This window comes from Streptomyces sp. MI02-7b (assembly GCF_033793585.1).
Classification (GTDB): domain Bacteria; phylum Actinomycetota; class Actinomycetes; order Streptomycetales; family Streptomycetaceae; genus Actinacidiphila.
The window spans coordinates 73,560-90,528 of sequence record NZ_JARAWX010000014.1 but is presented as its reverse complement, the minus strand read 5'-3'; the positions used below and the strand labels follow the sequence as shown (position 1 = coordinate 90,528).

General features: G+C 72.8%; 16 protein-coding genes. 7 read left to right on the top strand and 9 right to left on the bottom strand.

The annotated features are described in order from the left end of the window. Nucleotides 1-431 precede the first annotated feature (431 nt). Together cobT and PV364_RS23280 are read right to left on the bottom strand one after the other, a co-directional pair. Nucleotides 432-1,475 carry a nicotinate-nucleotide--dimethylbenzimidazole phosphoribosyltransferase gene (gene cobT, locus PV364_RS23285; protein WP_319662154.1) on the bottom strand — a complete coding sequence of 348 codons (1,044 nt, stop codon included), beginning with the start codon at nt 1,473-1,475 and terminating at the stop codon, nt 432-434. 40 nt (nt 1,476-1,515) lie between these two features. Continuing rightward, nucleotides 1,516-2,718: a bifunctional adenosylcobinamide kinase/adenosylcobinamide-phosphate guanylyltransferase gene (locus PV364_RS23280; protein ID WP_319662152.1), complete on the bottom strand. Its 1,203-nt coding sequence runs from the start codon at nt 2,716-2,718 to the stop codon at nt 1,516-1,518. A gap of 69 nt (nt 2,719-2,787) precedes the next feature. Here PV364_RS23280 and PV364_RS23275 point away from each other — a divergent pair, with 69 nt between their 5' ends. Next, complete coding sequence (locus tag PV364_RS23275; protein WP_319662151.1) at nt 2,788-2,994, top strand: hypothetical protein; 207 nt, start codon at nt 2,788-2,790, stop codon at nt 2,992-2,994. A gap of 75 nt (nt 2,995-3,069) precedes the next feature. Here PV364_RS23275 and PV364_RS23270 read toward each other — a convergent pair whose 3' ends face one another. From PV364_RS23270 to PV364_RS23260, 3 genes are read right to left on the bottom strand one after another with little or no spacing between them, the layout of a single operon-like run. Next, nucleotides 3,070-4,161 (bottom strand): S1C family serine protease, encoded by a 1,092-nt coding sequence (locus tag PV364_RS23270; RefSeq protein ID WP_319662150.1) that lies wholly within the window; start codon nt 4,159-4,161, stop codon nt 3,070-3,072. A 49-nt stretch (nt 4,162-4,210) separates the two neighbouring features. Continuing rightward, nucleotides 4,211-4,960 (bottom strand): class I SAM-dependent methyltransferase, encoded by a 750-nt coding sequence (locus PV364_RS23265; protein ID WP_319662273.1) that lies wholly within the window; start codon nt 4,958-4,960, stop codon nt 4,211-4,213. Between the two features lie 47 nt (nt 4,961-5,007). Continuing rightward, nucleotides 5,008-5,601 (bottom strand): DUF3043 domain-containing protein, encoded by a 594-nt coding sequence (locus tag PV364_RS23260; RefSeq protein WP_319662149.1) that lies wholly within the window; start codon nt 5,599-5,601, stop codon nt 5,008-5,010. Nucleotides 5,602-5,797: 196 nt separating this feature from the next. Here PV364_RS23260 and PV364_RS23255 point away from each other — a divergent pair, with 196 nt between their 5' ends. From PV364_RS23255 to PV364_RS23235, 5 genes are all read left to right on the top strand, one after another. Then, a complete protein-coding gene (locus PV364_RS23255) occupies nt 5,798-6,595 on the top strand; it encodes a PspA/IM30 family protein (RefSeq protein ID WP_319662148.1) in 798 nt (265 codons plus the stop codon). A gap of 78 nt (nt 6,596-6,673) precedes the next feature. Next, nucleotides 6,674-6,976 carry a PspA-associated protein PspAA gene (gene pspAA, locus PV364_RS23250; RefSeq protein ID WP_319662147.1) on the top strand — a complete coding sequence of 101 codons (303 nt, stop codon included), beginning with the start codon at nt 6,674-6,676 and terminating at the stop codon, nt 6,974-6,976. A 107-nt stretch (nt 6,977-7,083) separates the two neighbouring features. Then, nucleotides 7,084-8,274, top strand: a complete 1,191-nt coding sequence (locus PV364_RS23245; RefSeq protein ID WP_319662272.1) for a sensor histidine kinase — start codon at nt 7,084-7,086, stop codon at nt 8,272-8,274. A gap of 40 nt (nt 8,275-8,314) precedes the next feature. Beyond that, nucleotides 8,315-8,980 (top strand): response regulator transcription factor, encoded by a 666-nt coding sequence (locus PV364_RS23240; RefSeq protein WP_319662146.1) that lies wholly within the window; start codon nt 8,315-8,317, stop codon nt 8,978-8,980. Between the two features lie 157 nt (nt 8,981-9,137). Further along, entirely contained in the window at nt 9,138-12,278 is a 3,141-nt protein-coding gene (locus PV364_RS23235) for an efflux RND transporter permease subunit (protein ID WP_319662145.1), read from the top strand. A 115-nt stretch (nt 12,279-12,393) separates the two neighbouring features. Here PV364_RS23235 and PV364_RS23230 read toward each other — a convergent pair whose 3' ends face one another. Next, on the bottom strand, nt 12,394-13,278 hold the full coding sequence (locus tag PV364_RS23230; protein WP_319662144.1) for a GNAT family N-acetyltransferase: 885 nt from the start codon (nt 13,276-13,278) through the stop codon (nt 12,394-12,396). A gap of 16 nt (nt 13,279-13,294) precedes the next feature. Further along, the gene (gene nadA, locus PV364_RS23225) at nt 13,295-14,482 is read right to left on the bottom strand and encodes a quinolinate synthase NadA (RefSeq protein ID WP_319662143.1); all 1,188 of its coding nucleotides are present in this window, start codon (nt 14,480-14,482) and stop codon (nt 13,295-13,297) included. Between the two features lie 241 nt (nt 14,483-14,723). Here nadA and PV364_RS23220 point away from each other — a divergent pair, with 241 nt between their 5' ends. Next, complete coding sequence (locus PV364_RS23220; protein ID WP_319662142.1) at nt 14,724-15,077, top strand: HesB/IscA family protein; 354 nt, start codon at nt 14,724-14,726, stop codon at nt 15,075-15,077. A gap of 76 nt (nt 15,078-15,153) precedes the next feature. Here the strand turns inward: PV364_RS23220 and PV364_RS23215 are convergent, their stop codons facing one another. Together PV364_RS23215 and PV364_RS23210 are read right to left on the bottom strand one after the other, a co-directional pair. Continuing rightward, complete coding sequence (locus PV364_RS23215; RefSeq protein ID WP_319662141.1) at nt 15,154-16,524, bottom strand: hypothetical protein; 1,371 nt, start codon at nt 16,522-16,524, stop codon at nt 15,154-15,156. Nucleotides 16,525-16,627: 103 nt separating this feature from the next. Next, complete coding sequence (locus tag PV364_RS23210; protein ID WP_319662140.1) at nt 16,628-16,831, bottom strand: hypothetical protein; 204 nt, start codon at nt 16,829-16,831, stop codon at nt 16,628-16,630. Nucleotides 16,832-16,969: the final 138 nt, after the last annotated feature.

Here is a 16,969-nt window from a genome sequence, read left to right as displayed (position 1 = left end):
CGGCCGCGCCTGTTCCAGGGTTCGGCGCGACCTCGTCCGGGCGTCTGATCACGGAGACCGGTGCGGATTGCGGGGCACGAAGCCGAGCCGCGCGGACCGTCCGGTGACGCCCCATCCGCCGCGCGCACCCGGCGAACCGGCGCGTACGACGCGCGGGTGCACCTGCCGCGCGCCGCGTACGGCCGGCCGGTCGTGCGGTCACGCTGAGGGTCCGGCGAGGCGGTCAGGCCTCAAGACGCGCTCGTGCCCTTGCGGGCCGTCACCTCGGGTCGGGTGTCTTGGCCTGGCGCGGTTCGCCGCTCGCCTGCCCGGCCGGGCGACGCCCGCGGGGCGGCGTGCGGAGGGCGATGCGCTGCGCGACGAGCGTGCGCGTCGCGGTCGGCCGGCCGGTCGTGCCGGTCACCTTAAGGGGCCGCCGAGGCCGTCAGGCCTCAGGCGCGTTCGGGCAGTTCGGCGGAGAGTGCCGCGGCGGCCTTGAGCAGCGGCAGTACGAGCAGCGCACCCGTGCCCTCGCCGGCCGTCACCTTCAGGTCCAGCTGCGGTTCGATCGACAGCCGGTCCAGTGCCTTGGCCTGGCCCGGTTCGCCGCTCGCCTGCCCGGCCAGCCACCAGTCCGGCGCACGGAAGGCGATGCGCTGCGCGACGAGCGCGCACGCCGCCGACACCACGCCGTCCAGGACCACGGGCAGCTTGCGCACCGCCGCCTGCAGCAGGAAGCCGGTGATCGCGGCCACGTCGGCGCCGCCCACCGCGGCCAGCAGCTCCAACTGGTCGCCCAGGACCGGCCGCGCCCGGCGCAGCGCGTCCCGGATCGCCGCGCACTTGCGCATCCAGGCCACGTCGTCGATGCCGGAGCCGCGGCCCGTCACCACGGACGCGTCCGTGCCGCAGAGCGCGGCGATGAGCACCCCGGCGACCGTGGTGCCGCCGACGCTCAGATCGCCGAGCAGGACCAGGTCGGTGCCGGAGTCCGCCTCCTCGTCGGCGACCGCCATGCCCGCGCGGAACGCGGCCTCGGCCTCCTCGGCCGTCAGCGCGTCCTCGACGTCGATCCGGCCCGAGCCGCGCCGCACCCGGTGCGCCGTGACCTCGGCGGGCAGTTCCTCGGCGGGGGTGTCCACACCGACGTCCACCACCCGGACCACCGCGCCGTACTGACGCGCCAGCACGTTCACCGGCGACGCCCCGTCCAGGACCGCGCGGACCAGCTCCACGGCGGTGCCCGCCGGGCGCGCCGACACCTTCAGCGCCGCCACCCCGTGGTCGGCCGCGAACAGCACCGCCTTGGGGCGTTCGATCGGCCGCACGACGGCCGCGCTCTGTGCCGCGGAGAGCCACTCCGCGAGTTCGGCCAGGTTGCCCAGCGCCCCGGCCGGTCGCACCAGCCGCTGCCAGCGGTCGTGCGCGTCACGGCGTACGCCGGCGTCCGGGCGCTCCACGCGGGAGGCGAAGTCATCGAGATTCAGGCCGCTCACGGGATCGAACACTACCGTTCCACCGCGCCCCGCGCCGAGGTCAGCCCCGCAGCGTCAGCGTCTGTCCGGCCACGACCAGCAGCACGTGCTCCGACTCGCCGGCCACCATCGCGTTCAGCCGCCCCAGTTCGTCCCGGAAACGGCGCCCGCTCGCCGTGGCCGGGACCACGCCGGAACCCACCTCGTTGCTGACGGCGACCACGGTCCGCCGGGTGGCGCGCCAAGCCGCCGTCAACTCCTCCACACGACGGCGCAGTTCGCGCTCGCCGCCGTCCGCCCAGCTCGCGTCGGACCAGGCGCCGACCTCGTCCATCGCGTGCGTCAGCCAGAGCGACAGGCAGTCGACCAGCAGCGCCGGGCCCCCGTCCCGCCCGAGCAGCGGCACCAGGTCGCAGGTCTCCAGCGTCTGCCAGCCGCCCGGCCGCCGCTCCCGGTGCAGCGCCACGCGCCGCGCCCACTCCGGGTCCTCGTCCCGGGTCCCGCCGGTGGCGACGTACAGCACCTCCGGGAAGGCCGACAGCCGTCGCTCGGCCTCCGCCGACTTGCCAGAACGGGCCCCGCCCAGGACGAGGGTGCGGCGCGGCAGGTCCGGCACCTCGTGGAAGTCGCCGACGGTCAGCGTCGTCCCGTCCGGCACGGCGCGTGCGCCCAGCGCGGCCAGCCGGCGGCGCGTCTCCGGGCCGGGGTGCACCGCGTGGTCGAGGTGCACGGCGATCACGTCCGTCGTGCCGGTGACGGCTCCCGCGGCGCGCAGCCGGGCCAGCGCGTCGGGCCGCGCCACGACGTCCAGCAGCACCGTCCCGTACGGGCGTTCCGCCTCCGCGAGCCCGGCTGGGCCGCACTCCGGCGGCAGGTACAGCAGCCGTTCGCCCGTCGGCGCCACCACCTCGTACCCGGCCCCGGGCGCGTCCACCGGCACCGACCGGATCCGGTGCCGCGTCGGCAGCGTCATCTCCTGCCCGGCGGGCAGCCGCGCCGGGGCCGGCAGACCCGCGGGGATCTCCACCGCCGGTCCGTCGTGCGGATGGGACAGCAGCACCTGCCGCGCACCGGCCAGCGAATGCCCCGACCGGGCGGCCGCCAGCGCCACGCCGGGCGTGAGGTCCAGCAGCAGCACCCCGTCCACGAGGAGGGAGGTCGCCGCCCGCGCCCGTTCGCCCACCGCCACCGCGCACGCCGCGCACGGGCAGCCGGGCAGTGGCAGGCCCTCGGGGCCCCCGGTGCCGAGAAGTGTCAGTTCCACGTCCCGATTCTTTCGCGTCCGCGCACGCTACGCTGCCGGGCAGGCACCCCGAGGGACGAGGAGACGGACATGGCGTGGACCTGGCGTTTCGAGAAGACCGACGGCACGGAGGTCGTACCCGCGGTCGAGCCCGAGGAGTTCACCACACAGGGCGACGCCGAGTCCTGGATCGGCGAGGTCTGGAAGGACCTGCTCCAGGGCGGCGCCGACCAGGTCGTCCTCTTCGAGGACTCCACCAAGATCTACGGCCCCATGAGCCTGCACGGCGACGAGTAGCCCGCGCCGCCGTCTCCGCGGTGTGGAGGGCGCCGTGCGGCGCCCTCCACACCGGGTGTTCCGCCGGGCGGGGTTCTAGAGCTCGCCCAGGGTCACACTGACCGTCTTCTCGTTGCCGTCGCGCACAAAGGTGACGTCCACCTTCTTGCCCGGGGCGGAGGGGGCCAGCGCCTCGGACAGCGCCTGGGAGGTCTGGATCTGGGTGTTGCCGACGCCGATGATGATGTCGCCGGGCTCGATGCCCGCCTTGGCGGCCGGGCCGCCCCGGACGACGGAGATGACGGCGACGCCGGCCGGGCTGAAGTCCGGCCCGAGCACGGTGCGGCCTGTGACGCCGAGGGCGGCCCGCCCGGACGAGGTGACCTTGCCGTCCTTGATGATCTGATCGGCGATACGGGTGATCGTCGAGGAGGGGATCGCGAAGCCGATGCCCGGCGCCGAGTTGTTCCCGTTCCCGGAGGACGGGTTGATCGCGCCGAGGGTGGGGATGCCGATGATCTCGCCGGACAGGTTGACCAGCGCCCCGCCGCTGTTGCCCGGGTTGATGGGCGCGGAGGTCTGCACCAGGTTGGCGATGGTGGCCCCGGGGGTGCCGCCGGACGCCGTCTCGGTGACGGTGCGGCCGAGGGCGGAGACGATGCCCTGGGTGACGCTGCCGCTGAGCCCCAGCGGGCTGCCCATGGCGAGCGCGATCTGCCCCACCTCGACCTTGGACGAGTCCGCGAAGCGTGCCGCGCGCAGCCCCGACGGCGGCTTCTCCAGGGCGATCACCGCGAGGTCCTGCTCCGGGTAGCTCGCCACCAGCGTGGCCTTCTGCGGCTCGTTGTCGTTGGCCAGCGTCACCTGGAAGGTGGTGTTCTTCCCGACGACATGGGCGTTGGTGACGATGTGGCCCTTGGTGTCGTAGACGATGCCGGAACCGAGCTCCTCGGACGTCGTGATCTGCACGACCGAGGGCAGCACGTTCCGGACCACGTCCTGGTAGTTGTCCTGCAGCTCGCGGGCGCCGGTCGCCTCCGAGACCTCCGGCGCCGCGGACGTCTTCGCCGCGGGGGACTGGGGGGAGGAGGGGGAGCCGGAGGTGCATCCGGCGAGCATCAGCAGCGTCGCGGTCGCCGCGCACAGGGCCCCGAGCGTCCGTCGGGAGGTCGGCATGGAATCGGTCATGCCGGAAGTGTCGCTTTCGGCACACTCTGTGGCGTGTAGCCCGCCCCGGTCAGTCCCGGACGCCGCACAGATGCAGCAGTGCCGCCACCGAACGGTACGGATCGGTGCGCCCGGCGAGCTCCTCCGCGGCGAGCAGTTCCTCCGGCACCTCGGTGGGCGCGGCGTCGTCACCGTCCGGGGCGGTGTCGGTGAAGATCCGCACTCCGTACCAGGCGTGCAGCGGAGCGCCGATGCCGTTGAGGGTGGTGGTGAGTGCCGCGAGCCGGTCGGCGCGGGCGGTCACTCCCAGCCGGTTGGTGTACGTGGTGCCGCCGCCCGAGAGCGCGGCCAGCGCGGTCGTCCAGTCGCCCTGCAGCGCGGGGCGCATCGCCAGCGCGTCGGCGTTGCGCACCAGCAGGGAGAGCAGCCCGCCCGGAGCCAGTACGCGGGCCAGCCCGGCGAGCATCGGGTCGGGCTCGGGCACGTACATGAGCACCCCGTGGCAGAGCACCACGTCGAAGCTGCCGGGCCCGAAGTACCGGCCGGTCTCCCGGCCGTCGCCCTCGACCAGGGTGACGCGCTCGCGTATGCCCTCGGGCTCGGTGGCCAGCGCCGCGCGCAGCGTGCCCGCCATCGCCGGATCGGCCTCCAGGCCGGTGACGAGGTGGCCGGCGCGGGCCAGCCGCAGGGCCTGGGTCCCCTGGCCGGGGCCGACGTCGAGGACGCGCAGCCGGCGGCCCACCGGGAAGCGGGCGGTGATCTGCTCGTCGAGCTGGCGGGCCACCAGCTCCTGGCGCACTGTGTTCCGGAGTCCGCCCAGCCCGTCCAGCCAGCGGCCGGCGACGGAGGCGAACCCGCCGTCCGCGCTCAGAGCTGCTTCGTGCCGCGCTTGACCTGCGGCTTGGGCAGGCGCAGGCGGCGCATCTGGAGGGACCGCATCAACGCGTAGGCAACGGCGCCCCGGGTGTTCTGGCCGGGGAAGCGCTTGGCCAGTTCGCGGCGCAGGAGGAAGGCGGAGACGGCCGAGTCGACGACGATCACCACGATCACCACCAGCCACAGCAGCAGCGAGAGCTGCTTGAGCGCCTCGTTCTGCACGATGCTCAGCACGAGGATGACCACGGCCATCGGCAGGAAGAACTCGGCGGCGCGGAAGCGGGAGTCCACGTAGTCGCGGGCGAACTTGCGCACCGGGCCCTTGTCACGCACGGGCAGGTAGCGCTCGTCGCCGTTCATCAGCGCCTCGCGCTGCTTGGACATGTCCGCGCGGCGCGCGTCGCGCGCCTGCCTGGCCGCCGCCTTGCGGTCGCCGGGCGCGGTCACGACCTTGCGCCGCTGCGTCTGGGCCTCGCTGCGCTTGGGGGTAGGACGGCCCTTGGGGGCCTGCGGGTCACGGGTCTGCCGGTCCTCGACCACCGTGGTGGCTGAGGCCTGCTCATCTTGAGAACGACGTCGGAACACAACACCAAGGTTACGTGGTCGCCGACCGGACCCCCAGCCCCTCACCTACTCCCTGGGCCTGAGGTCACCGAACTGTGATCGTTCTCAAGGATGAGCGCTTCCGCAGCAGAACAGTGGGGTAATGGAACCACGCCCCGTACTGTGGGGTCTGTAGATGGTGTGCCGGCCAGCCGACTGAAGGGGGCGCGCGAGGCCCATGAGCGGTGTCATGAAGCGGATGGGGATGATCTTCCGCGCGAAGGCCAACAAGGCCCTTGACCGGGCCGAGGATCCGCGCGAGACCCTCGACTACTCGTACCAGAAGCAGCTGGAGCTGCTGCAGAAGGTGCGCCGGGGAGTGGCGGACGTCGCGACGTCCCGCAAGCGCCTGGAGCTGCAGCTGAACCAGCTGCAGCAGCAGTCCGCGAAGTACGAGGACCAGGGCCGCAAGGCGCTCGCCCTGGGCCGTGAGGACCTGGCCCGCGAGGCGCTCTCGCGCCGGGCCGCGCTGCAGCAGCAGGTCACCGACCTGGAGACGCAGCACCAGACGCTGCAGGGCGAGGAGGAGAAGCTCACCCTCGCCGCCCAGCGGCTGCAGGCCAAGGTGGACGCCTTCCGCACCAAGAAGGAGACCATCAAGGCCACCTACAGCGCCGCCAAGGCCCAGACCCAGATCGGCGAGGCCTTCTCCGGCATCTCCGAGGAGATGGGCGACGTCGGCCTGGCGATCCAGCGGGCCGAGGACAAGACCGAGCAGCTGCGCGCCCGCGCGGGGGCCCTGGACGAGCTCCTGGCATCGGGCGCGCTGGACGACCCGACCGGCATCGCCAAGGACGACATCCAGGCCGAGCTGGACCGGCTCTCCGGCGGCAGCGACGTGGAGCTGGAACTGCAGCGCATGAAGGCCGAGCTCGCCGGGGGTTCCCCGCAGCAGGCCCTCGAGAGCGGGCAGGCCGGTCAGCCGCGCCAGCAGCAGGCGCAGCCCCAGGACCAGCCGCGTTTCGACAAGCAGTAGCAAGCAAGCAGTAACGAGCAGTGGCGAGCACGGACCGGCAGAGGGAAGAAGCGTCGAGGCACCCCTGAGGAGGGCGTCGTGATCGTGAGGATCATGGGCGAGGGCCAGGTGACGGTGGACGCGAGCCACCTCGCCGAACTCAACAGGCTCGACGACGAGCTCCTGGCCGGGATGGAGAAGGGCGACGAGACCGCGTTCCGGCGCACGCTGACCGCGCTCCTCGACGCGGTCCGCAGGCTCGGCACACCGCTTCCGGACGACTCCCTGGAGCCGTCCGAGCTGATCCTGCCCGGCCCGGACGCCACCTTGGAGGAGGTCCGGGCCATGCTCCGCTGGGGGTCCCCCCAGACGGAGTCCGGGGGAGGACTGATCCCCGGCTGACCGACGCACCAGCGCACCCGACCGTGCCCCGGCCCCGGTTCCGCACCGGACCGGGGCACGGTCGTTCCGCGGGGCCCGTACCGTTGGGCAGCGTGCAGCATCGTTCCATGCGGGACCGGGCCCGCCTGTGGCCGACGGCCCACCCCGTCGCCCTCGACGCCGGGCTGGCGGCCGCGGTTCTGGCGATCATCCTCGGCAACATGTTCATCGGGCCGCACGCGGAGCGGTACGACACCTCCGTCACCGACATCGTGCTCAGCGTCGTCGCCTGCGCCGCTCTGTTGCTGCGCCGCCGCAGCCCGCTGGGCGTGCTGGTGTTCACCGGCGCGGTCACCGTCGTCTACCTGCTCACCGCGAGCGGCGACAGCCGGGGCCCGGTGGCCGGCGCCGTCATCGTCGCGCTGTACTCGGCCTCCGCCCGCACCGATCGCGCCACCACCTTCCGCATCGGGCTCGCCTCCTGCCTGGTGCTGACCGTGGTCGCCATGCTCTTCGGGGCCAGGCCCTGGTACTCCGCCGAGAACATCGCCCTGTTCGCCTGGTCCGGCATGGCCGCCGCGGCCGGTGAGGCCACCCGCAGCCGGCGCGCCTACATCGTCGCCGTCGAGGAGCGGGCCGAGCGCGCGGAGCGGACCCGGGAGGAGGAGGCCAAGCGGCGGGTCGCGGAGGAGCGCATGCGCATCGCCCGCGAGCTGCACGACGTGGTCGCCCATCACATCGCCCTGGTCAACGTCCAGGCCGGCGTCGCCGCCCACGTCATGGACACCCGGCCCGACCAGGCCAAGCAGGCCCTGGCCCACGTCCGCGAGGCCAGCCGTTCCGCCCTGGACGAGCTGCGCGCCACCGTGGGACTGCTCCGCCAGTCCGGCGATCCCGCGGCGCCCATGGAACCCGCGCCGGGACTCGGCGTCCTGGACCAGCTCGTCGAGGGCTTCCGGCGGGCCGGACTGCCGGTCGACGTCGCCGAGGACGGCGCCGGCACGCTGCCCGCGACCGTCGACCTGACCGCCTACCGGCTGATCCAGGAGTCACTGACCAACGTCCACAAGCACGCCGGCCGGGGCGCCCGTGCCGAAGTGCGGATCGCCCGCGCCGCCGGGGCCCTGGAGGTCACCGTCGTGGACCGCGGCGGCCGCCCCGACGCCGCCGTCCCGGCCCCCGCCGCCCCCGGCGGCGGCCACGGCCTCATCGGCATGCGGGAACGCGCCGCGGCCCTCGGCGGCACCTGCGAGGCGGGTCCGTGTCCGGACGGCGGGTTCCGTGTGCACGCCCGGCTTCCGCTGGCGGTGACCGCCTGAGGGCGGCACGGGCACCCGGCGGCAGTGGGAGGATGCCCCCATGATCAGGGTGCTGCTCGCGGACGACCAGGCGCTGCTGCGGGGCGCGTTCCGCGTCCTCGTGGAGTCCGAGCCGGACATGGAGGTCGTCGGGGAGGCCTCCGACGGCGCCGAGGCGATCGCGATGGCCCGCAGCACTCGGGCCGACGTCGTGCTCATGGACATCCGGATGCCCGGCACGGACGGCCTGGCCGCGACCCGGGCGATCACCGGCGACGAGGACCTGGCGGGAGTGGCGGTGCTGGTCCTCACCACCTTCGAGGCCGACGAGTACGTGGCCCAGGCGCTGCGCGCCGGCGCCGCCGGATTCCTCGGCAAGGGCGCCGAGCCCGACGAGCTGCTGGGCGCGATCCGCACCGTCGCCGCCGGGGACGCGCTGCTGTCGCCGTCCGCGACGAAGAGCCTGATCGGGCAGTTCCTGGCGCAGGCCGGCACACCGTCCCGTCCCGCCCCCGAGCTCGACGCGCTCACCGCCCGCGAGCGCGAGGTGCTGATCGAGGTCGCGATGGGCCTGCCGAACGACGAGATCGCCGAACGCCTCGGCGTGAGCCCGCTCACCGTCAAGACCCATGTGAACCGCACCATGGCCAAGCTGGGCGCCCGCGACCGCGCTCAGCTGGTCGTGGCGGCGTACGAGTCCGGCCTGGTGCGCCCGGCCGGGCGCTGAACTACGCCCGGCGCCGTACCGCAGCCGCAGTACGCGGCCGCCGCACACCACGACCTCGGAGTGAGAAAACCCCCCTCCCCGACAGGAGAAGCTGGGGTGGTCCGACGACCGATATCTGAATCCGCATCCTCTGACCCAGAGAAGAGACCGCACCACGATGTCCTGGCTGTCCAGAATCAGCCTCGCCCAGCGCGCCCTGATCGCGCTCATGGCCGTGGTCGCCGTCGTATTCGGCGCGATCGCGATACCTTCGCTCAAGCAGCAGCTGCTGCCCTCCATCGACCTGCCCATCGTCTCGGTGATCACGACCTTCCAGGGTGCCTCGCCCGATGTCGTCGAGAAGCAGGTCGTCGAGCCGATCGAGGACGGCATCAAGGGTGTCGACGGGATCACCGGCATCACCTCGACGGCCAGCGAGGGCTCGGCCGTGATCATGGCCCAGTTCGACTACGGCAACGACAGCGACAAGCTGGTGGCCAACGTCCAGCAGGCAGTGAACCGGGTCTCCTCGCGTCTGCCGGAGGCCGCGGACCCGCAGGTCGTGGCCGGCTCGACTGACGACATCCCGACCGTCGTGCTCGCCGCGACCTCCACCGGACTGGACCAGCAGGCGCTCGCCGACGGCCTGGACCGCTCCGTGGTCCCGGTGCTGCAGGACATCGACGGCGTCGGCCAGGTCACCGTCACCGGCGTCCAGGACCAGGTCGTCACGGTCACCCCGGACGACGCGAAGCTCGCCAGGGCCGGGATCGGCGCGGCCGCCGTGGTGCAGGCGCTGCAGGCCGGTGGCCACCCGGTGCCCGCCGGTTCCTTCGACGAGAACGGCAAGAGCCGTACCGTCCAGGTCGGCGGCGAGTACGCCTCGCTGGACGAGATCAAGGACCTGCGCGTCCCGGCGGGCGCCAAGCCCGTGCGGCTCGGTGACATCGCCACCGTCGTCGAGGCGCCGGACGCCACCGACTCCATCACGCGCACCGACGGCGAGCCGAGCCTCGGCATCGCCGTCACCATGACCCAGGACGGCAGCGCCGTCGCGGTCTCCACGGCGGTCAAGGACAAGCTGGCGGACATGGAGCGGGACCTCGGCAAGGGCGCGAAGCTCACCGTCGTCAGCGACCAGGGTCCTGCGGTCTCCAAGTCGATCCACGGCCTGACCACCGAGGGCCTGCTGGGCCTGCTCTTCGCGGTCCTGGTCATCCTGGTCTTCCTGGCGTCGCTGCGCTCGACGCTGGTGACCGCGCTCTCCATCCCGCTGTCGGTCGTGCTGACGCTGATCGTGCTGTGGACCCGCGACCTGTCCCTCAACGTCCTCACGCTGGGCGCGCTGACGATCGCCATCGGCCGGGTCGTCGACGACTCCATCGTGGTGCTGGAGAACATCAAGCGGCACCTGGCCTACGGCGAGGAGAAGCACTCGGCGATCATCACCGCCGTGCGCGAGGTCTCCGGCGCGGTCACCGCGTCCACGCTCACCACGGTCGCGGTCTTCCTGCCGATCGGACTGGTCGGCGGCCTGGTCGGGGCGCTGTTCGGTTCCTTCTCGCTGACCGTGGCGGCCGCGCTGCTCTCCTCGCTGCTGGTCTCGCTGACGGTGGTGCCGGTGTTCTCGTACTGGTTCCTCAAGCCCCCGGCCGACGCCGGCACCGTGGACCCGGACGAGATCCGCCGGGCGGCGGAGGCGAAGGAGGCCGGCAGCCTGCTGCAGCGGCTGTACGTCCCGGTGCTGCGCTTCGCCACGCGCCGCCGCATCACCAGCGTCGTGATCGCGGTCGCGGTGCTGTTCTGCACCTTCGGCCTGGTCCCGCTGCTGAAGACGAACTTCTTCGACCAGGGCGACCAGGACACCCTGACGGTCAAGCAGCAACTCGCGCCGGGCACCGGCCTGAAGACCTCCGACGCCGCGGCCGGCAAGGTCGAGAAGCTGCTGGGAAGCATCGACGAGGTCAAGGACTACCAGGTCACCGTCGGTTCCTCCGGCTTCCTGGCGGCCTTCGGCGGCGGTACCGGCGCCAACCAGGCCAGCTTCCAGGTCCGTCTGAAGGACGCCGGCGACACCGCCGCCGCCCTGGACAAGATCCGCGCCGGCCTGAAGACGCTCGACGGCGTCGGCACCACCTCGGTCTCCGCGGGCGGCGGCTTCGGCAGCCAGAACCTGTCGGTCGTGGTGAAGGCCGCCGACGGCGACACCCTCGCCAAGGCCGCCGACCAGGTCCGCGACGCCGTGGCCGGACTGGACGACGTCACCGACGTCACCAGCGACCTCGCGCAGTCCGTGCCCCGGATCGAGGTCCACGCCAAGCAGGCCGAGGCTGCGAAGTACGGCCTCAACGACACCACCATCGGTGCCGCCGTCACCCAGGCCGTGCACGGCACGACCGTCGGCAAGGCGGTGCTGGACGACACCGAGCGCGATGTGCGGGTCACCTCCGAGCAGGGCGCCACGACCCTCGCCGGGCTCAAGGCGCTCACCATCGAGACCCCCGTGGGCCCGGTGAAGCTGGGCAAGGTCGCCGACGTGGTGGAGGCCCCCGGGCCGGTGCAGAAGACCCGGATCGACGGCGCTCGGGCGGCGACGATCACGGCGACGCCGACCGCCGACAACACCGGCGCCGTCAGCACCGCCCTGCAGAAGAAGATCAAGTCGCTCCACCTCCCCAAGGGGGCGACGGCCGAGATCGGCGGCGTCTCCTCGGACCAGGGCGACGCCTTCTCGGGGCTCGCGCTGGCGATGCTCGCCGCCGTCGCCATCGTCTTCATGCTGCTGGTCGGCACGTTCCGCAGCCTGGTCCAGCCGCTGGTGCTGCTGGTGTCCATCCCGTTCGCCTCGACCGGCGCCATCGGCCTGCTGCTCATCACCGGCACCCCCCTGGGTGTGCCGGCACTGATCGGCATGCTGATGCTCATCGGCGTCGTGGTGACCAACGCGATCGTGCTGATGGACCTCATCAACCAGTACCGCGCGCAGGGTTACGGCGTGGTGGAGGCGGTCATCGAGGGCGGCCGGCACCGTCTGCGTCCGATCCTGATGACGGCGCTGGCGACCATCTTCGCGCTGCTGCCGATGGCCCTCGGGGTCACCGGTGAGGGCGGCTTCATCGCCCAGCCGCTCGCCGTGGTCGTCATCGGCGGTCTGCTGACGTCGACGCTGCTCACGCTGCTGCTCGTGCCGACCCTCTACACGATGGTCGAGCTCCGCAAGGAGCGGCGGGCCAAGCGCAAGGCGCTCAAGCGGGCCGCGAAGGCGGGCGGTTCCGGCGCGGGCGAGGCCGAGCCGACGCCCGAGCTGACCAAGGTCTGACAGCCTTGAGCAGGGCCTGACGGCAGAGGGGCCAGGGGCGAACGCCCCTGGCCCCTCTGCCTGTTGTCCGTCTGTTGTCCGCCTGTCGTGAGCCCGTTGCGGCCGCGTACGGCTCTCACAGGAAGAAGCCCGAGGGGATGTACGGCTCCGGCGGCCGCATCCCGCGCAGGCAGATCCAGCCGGACGTCCTCAGTTCCAGGCCCGCGGTCAGGCCGACGTCCACCGCCCACTGCTGCTCGGCCGTCAGATTGCCGACCCGTGCCGGGGTGCCCTCGGGCAGGCTCAGCAGCGCGGCCGTGAGCAGCCGGGTCGCCAGCCTGCGCGACGTGGCGGCGAGCAGCCGTACGTACCCGTCCTCACCGACGTAGCAGTAGCCGCTTCCGGCGAGGTCGTCGACCACCAGCAGGCCGCTCTCGGTGAGCAGTTGGTCGTGGTCGGGACCGTGCGCGCCGCCCCGGGTGCGCCGGTCCACGGAGTCCATCATGTCGCGGTGCTCGGCCGACCCCTCGTGCACCGCCCCGTCCGGCGCCGGCAGGTCGCCCTTGCGGACGGCACCCTCCAGGCGCATCGCCGGGTGCAGCGCGAAGCCCGCCCGGCGGTAGGTCGCCGCCGCCCGCGCGTCGGGGGAACTGCAGATGATGCCGCGCAGGCAGCCGCGCCCGTAGGCCACGGCGGCCGCGAGCAGTTCGCGTCCGACCCCCTGCCGCTGCGCGGACGGCAGCACGGCGAACAGCGACAGGCCCCATGTCCCCTCGCGGCGCGTCGACATGGAGACGCCCAGGGGCATGCCGGAGGTCTCGTCCACGGCCAGCCAGCAGCCACCGGGGTCGGTCCGCGCGACGTGCCGGTTGCGGCGGCGCAGCAGAGCGGCCCGCTCGGGAGGCATCCCCTCGGGCGGGCCGCTGCTGGGCAGGGCGTCGGAAGCGCCGAAGGCGGCGGCGGCCACGACCGCTATCGCGTCGGCGTCCTCGTCGGAGTCACGGAGGGGGCGAAGGATCATGCGCCCATCCTGCCCGCTACGGCAGGGCGAGCATCCGCTCCAGCGCGAGCTTGGCGAAGTGCTCGGTCTCCTCGTCGACTTGGATGCGGTTGACGACCTTGCCGTCGGCCAGCGACTCCAACGTCCACACCAGGTGCGGCAGGTCGATCCGGTTCATGGTCGAGCAGAAGCAGACGGTCTTGTCGAGGAAGACGATCTGCTTGTCCGGGTGCGCCTTGGCCAGCCGGCGCACGAGGTTGAGCTCGGTGCCGATCGCCCACGAGGAGCCGGCCGGGGCCGCCTCCAGCGCCTTGATGATGTACTCGGTCGAGCCGACCTGGTCGGCCGCGGCCACGACCTCGTGCTTGCACTCGGGGTGCACCAGGACGTTGACGCCGGGGATGCGGGCGCGGACGTCCTCGACCGACTCCAGCGAGAAGCGGCCGTGCACCGAGCAGTGGCCGCGCCACAGGATCATCCTGGCGTCGCGCAGCTGCTCCGTGGTGAGCCCGCCGTTCGGCTTGTGCGGGTTGTAGACGACGCAGTCCTCCAGGGAGAAGCCCATGTCGCGGACGGCGGTGTTGCGGCCGAGGTGCTGGTCGGGGAGGAAGAGCACCTTGTTCTCCCGGCCCTCGCCCTGCTCGAAGGCCCACTCCAGGGCGCGCTTGGCGTTGCTGGAGGTGCAGATCGTGCCGCCGTGCCGGCCGGTGAACGCCTTGATGTCGGCGGAGGAGTTCATGTACGAGACGGGCACGGTGACGTCGGCGACGCCGGCCTCGGTGAGCACGTCCCAGCACTCGGCGACCTGCTCGGCGGTGGCCATGTCGGCCATCGAGCAGCCGGCGGCCAGGTCGGGGAGGATCACCGCCTGGTCCTCGGAGGTCAGGATGTCCGCGGACTCGGCCATGAAGTGCACACCGCAGAAGACGATGTACTCGGCCTCGGGCCGGGCGGCGGCGTCGCGCGCCAGCTTGAAGGAGTCGCCGGTCACGTCGGCGAACTGGATGACCTCGTCGCGCTGGTAGTGGTGGCCCAGGACGAAGACCTTGTCGCCGAGTTTCTCCTTGGCGGCGCGGGCCCGTTCCACCAGGTCCGGGTCGGAGGCGGCAGGCAGGTCGCCGGGACAGTCCACACCGCGCTCGCTGCGGGGGTCGGACTCGCGGCCCAGGAGAAGCAGCGCGAGCGGGGTCGGCTGGACGTCCAGCGGTTCGGTGGTGGTGGTCACGGGCCCGGAGCCCTTTCTCTGCGGAACTGCGGCTCAACCTTTTCGTCTATTTGACGCTATCTATCATAACCCGTTCGCGTCAGGATGACGATGGGCATCGCGTCACTGTGACGCATTACCCGGAGCAGCGTCGGTGTGCGAGCATGGATGACGCGAAAGACGGTCGGACCCGGAGGAATGAATCCGGGAAGCCACCGGTTGACCGTCGTGGCAGCAGTCCGTACAACCCGGGAGTGATCAGATGACGGTTCAGGACGAGACCAGCCAGAGCGAGGGCATCCTGCTGTCCGACGCAGCGGCCTCCAAGGTCAAGAGCCTGCTCGAGCAGGAAGGCCGCGAAGACCTCGCGCTGCGCGTCGCCGTCCAGCCGGGCGGCTGCTCCGGTCTTCGCTATCAGCTGTTCTTCGACGAGCGCGCGCTCGACGGCGACGTCGTGAAGGACTTCGGCGGCGTCAAGGTCGTCACCGACCGCATGAGCGCCCCGTACCTCGGCGGCGCCTCGATCGACTTTGTGGACACGATCGAGAAGCAGGGCTTCACGATCGACAACCCGAACGCGACCGGCTCCTGCGCCTGCGGCGACTCCTTCCACTGAGTCCCGGCGCGGACGCGCACGCACACGGAGGCGGCGGACACCGAACGGTGTCCGCCGCCTCCGGCGTTGTGCGGGATCAGGTGTGCGGCACGGTGCTGCCGTCGGAGAGGTCCACGACCTTCCGGTCGCCGAGCGGCCGGTCCAGGGAGACCGTGCGGGTGAACTTCTTGGCGATCATGATGCAGGCCGCGCCGGGGTTCTTCTCCACCGAGGTGACGCGCACCTCCACCACCCGGCCCGAGCCGTCGGCGGTCGCCGCGTAGCTGCTGCAGACGCCGCCCCAGAAGCGCAGGGTCAGCTTCGAGCCCTCGACGGTGTACGACTCCACCTTCGTCGTCCCCGCCCGCGGCGCCGTGCCCGGGCCGGGGGCCCCGGGCCCGGTCGAGGGTGACGGGCCGCCGCGCAGGTACGCCGGGTCCACGGCGGGCTGCGCCAGCACCGAGGTGCCCCGCACGCCGGGCTGCGTCAGCGTGAACAGCCACGACGGGACCAGTGCCCGCCGCCCGCTCACGAACTGCGCCGACAGCCCGAACTCGGCCTTGCGGATCTCCTGGCCCCGGGGGCCGGACGGCAGGCACGGCAGCTGCCTCGGCAGCGCCGGGTCCTCGCCGGGTGCGCGGGACTCCTTGGGGACCACCGTCGGGCAGGTGCGAAGCCCCAGGTCGCCGCCGGTGCCGGAGCGCCGCAGCTGCTCCAGCGCCTCCTCGGCCGACACCACGGGATAGGTGTCGCCCCGGGTCAGCGGCGCCATCGACCCGTACGCCGTGACCACGCCCTCGTGGCCCACGGTCAGCACCGTGCGCCACCCGTGCGTCGGCAGGCCCGCGACCCGCGGGTCCGCGGTGACCTCGCGAAGGGCTCCCGCGGACTCGCCGGCGTCGGTGCGGGCGTCCTTCAGGCCGAGTGCCGCGAGCACGGGAGCCGCCTCGCGCAGCGCCCGGTCGGCGGGCACCGCCTGGTCGCCCGGGGCGGGGAGGCGCTTCTTCGGCGGGGAGGCGGTGGTGTAGCGGGAGTACGCCCAGTCGCCGGGCGCCTGCTGGTTCACCCGCAGGGCGGGCCCGCCGCCGTCCGGGGTGCCGCCGGCCTTCCACGCGCCGTGGTCGGAGCCGACCGTCCCGGACATGCCCAGGGCGCGTGCCAGCTTCTCCACCGCGGACCGGGAGACCGTGCCGGGGCGCTGAAGGGCGGCGGACGACGGACCGGCGGGCAGGTCGGTCCTCAGGACCGGGTCGCCGACCGGGCCGTGCGTGGCGCCGTCGAGCTCCAGCGGCGTTGGGGACCCGTTCCCGGCGCCGTTCCCGGCGCCGGCGGGGGTACCGGGCGTGCCGCCCTGGGCGCTCGCCCAGTAGGCGCCGCCGCCCCCGGCGGCCAGCACGGCCGCGGCGACCGCGGTGACGGCCCAGGACGGCCTGCGCCGGCGGCGCGGCGGCGCGCTCTCGCTCTCCACGGTGGCTCCTTCGGCTCCCGTACCACGGGGTACAGCAGATGACGCCCCTGTGACTCAGGAGCGGGACGTCACTTGGACGGGCCGGAGCGCGTCGCGGTTCCGATCAGTCGCCGTACTCGGCCATGCCCTCGACGACGTGCGCGGACGCCTCGGGCACCGTGATGCCCTGCAGGGTGGAGGGGGCGACCCGTGAGACCTCCGTCGCGGCGGGGGTCTCCCAGTGCTGGGCCATCTTGCGGCAGTCGCCGAGCAGCTCGGCGAGCGTCTCAGGTTCGCCGAGCGGGGCGGCGGGCAGGGAAGGGGTCATAAGCCGACCCTAGGCATCCTGAATCACATGAGAAAGCCCTACTATCGGGTAGTTTCTCCGTGTCGGCGTTCACCGGTGCACCCGGTAGCGTTGACAGCTCCGTTGCCCGTTTCCACGTCCGCCCCCCGCAGGAGCAGC

Bases quoted from the DNA above. Each gene is read 5' to 3' on its own strand.
- PV364_RS23275 (WP_319662151.1), top strand. From the start codon at position 2,788: ATGGCGTGGACCTGGCGTTTCGAGAAGACCGACGGCACGGAGGTCGTA.
- PV364_RS23270 (WP_319662150.1), bottom strand. From the start codon at position 4,161: ATGACCGATTCCATGCCGACCTCCCGACGGACGCTCGGGGCCCTGTGC.
- PV364_RS23255 (WP_319662148.1), top strand. From the start codon at position 5,798: ATGAGCGGTGTCATGAAGCGGATGGGGATGATCTTCCGCGCGAAGGCC.
- PV364_RS23245 (WP_319662272.1), top strand. From the start codon at position 7,084: ATGCGGGACCGGGCCCGCCTGTGGCCGACGGCCCACCCCGTCGCCCTC.
- PV364_RS23240 (WP_319662146.1), top strand. From the start codon at position 8,315: ATGATCAGGGTGCTGCTCGCGGACGACCAGGCGCTGCTGCGGGGCGCG.
- PV364_RS23235 (WP_319662145.1), top strand. From the start codon at position 9,138: ATGTCCTGGCTGTCCAGAATCAGCCTCGCCCAGCGCGCCCTGATCGCG.
- PV364_RS23230 (WP_319662144.1), bottom strand. From the start codon at position 13,278: ATGATCCTTCGCCCCCTCCGTGACTCCGACGAGGACGCCGACGCGATA.
- PV364_RS23220 (WP_319662142.1), top strand. From the start codon at position 14,724: ATGACGGTTCAGGACGAGACCAGCCAGAGCGAGGGCATCCTGCTGTCC.
- PV364_RS23210 (WP_319662140.1), bottom strand. From the start codon at position 16,831: ATGACCCCTTCCCTGCCCGCCGCCCCGCTCGGCGAACCTGAGACGCTC.